A 765-nucleotide genomic window follows, 5' to 3' on the forward strand; every position below is an offset into this window, starting at 1 on the left:
GCTGTTCCTCGCCTGCATCGCGCTCGGCACGATCGTCACGGCGACGGTCGCCACGCTGATCAAGCCCGACTACCACGAGCGCGTCGCCGGCGCCGAACCCGCGACGTCCGCGACCGACGCGAGCCAGACGAACGCAGGACAGACGAACGACTGACTACCCGACGCGATCCACACCGTTCAACACCATAGCGATCATACGATGACTGTGTCCGAACCCGCAATCGACGCCGTACTGACCTCCGAACTGATCACGCTCGAGGAACCGCCCGCAGAGAAGGCGGCCGCCATCGAGTTCCTGCTCGACCGCGCGGTCGATGCCGGCCGCGTCGACGACCGCGAGGCCGCCCTCGAGGCCCTGCTCGCCCGCGAGGAGGAGACGACGACCGGCGTCGGCATGGGAATCGGTATCCCGCACGCGAAGACCGACGCGGTCGCCGAGCCGACGATCGTCTTCGCCCGCTCTTCGGCCGGCATCGACTTCGACGCGATGGACGACCAGCCGGCGACGCTGCTGTTCATGCTACTCGTCCCCGCCGAGGGCGGCGAGGAGCACCTCGAACTCCTGAGTTCGCTCTCGCGGGCCCTGATGCACGACGACGTCCGCGAGCGCCTCCACGAGGCTGACTCGAAGGAAGCGATCGAGGAGACGATCACGGAGGCGGTCGCGTGATGGAGCGCACCGTCACCGTAGTGCCCGCGGACGGACTCCACGCGCGGCCGGCCGCGACGTTCGTCGAGACGTCGCCCGAGTTCGACGCCGAGGTG

The 765-nt window shown here is 68.8% G+C and carries 2 protein-coding genes; both read left to right on the forward strand.

Going from position 1 to position 765, the window contains the following annotated elements:
* The first annotated feature begins 199 nt into the window (after positions 1–199).
* The gene (locus PGX04_RS28795; RefSeq protein WP_273741623.1) at positions 200–670 is read left to right on the forward strand and encodes a PTS sugar transporter subunit IIA; all 471 of its coding nucleotides are present in this window, start codon (positions 200–202) and stop codon (positions 668–670) included.
* On the forward strand, positions 670–765 hold a 96-nt coding region (locus PGX04_RS28800), incomplete at its 3' end, for an HPr family phosphocarrier protein (protein WP_273741624.1). The genes PGX04_RS28795 and PGX04_RS28800, both read left to right, overlap by 1 nt.

Source organism: Natrinema soli (assembly GCF_028618695.1).

Coding starts and splice junctions, on each gene's coding strand:
- PGX04_RS28795 (WP_273741623.1), top strand. CDS start 200: ATGACTGTGTCCGAACCCGCAATCGACGCCGTACTGACCTCCGAACTG.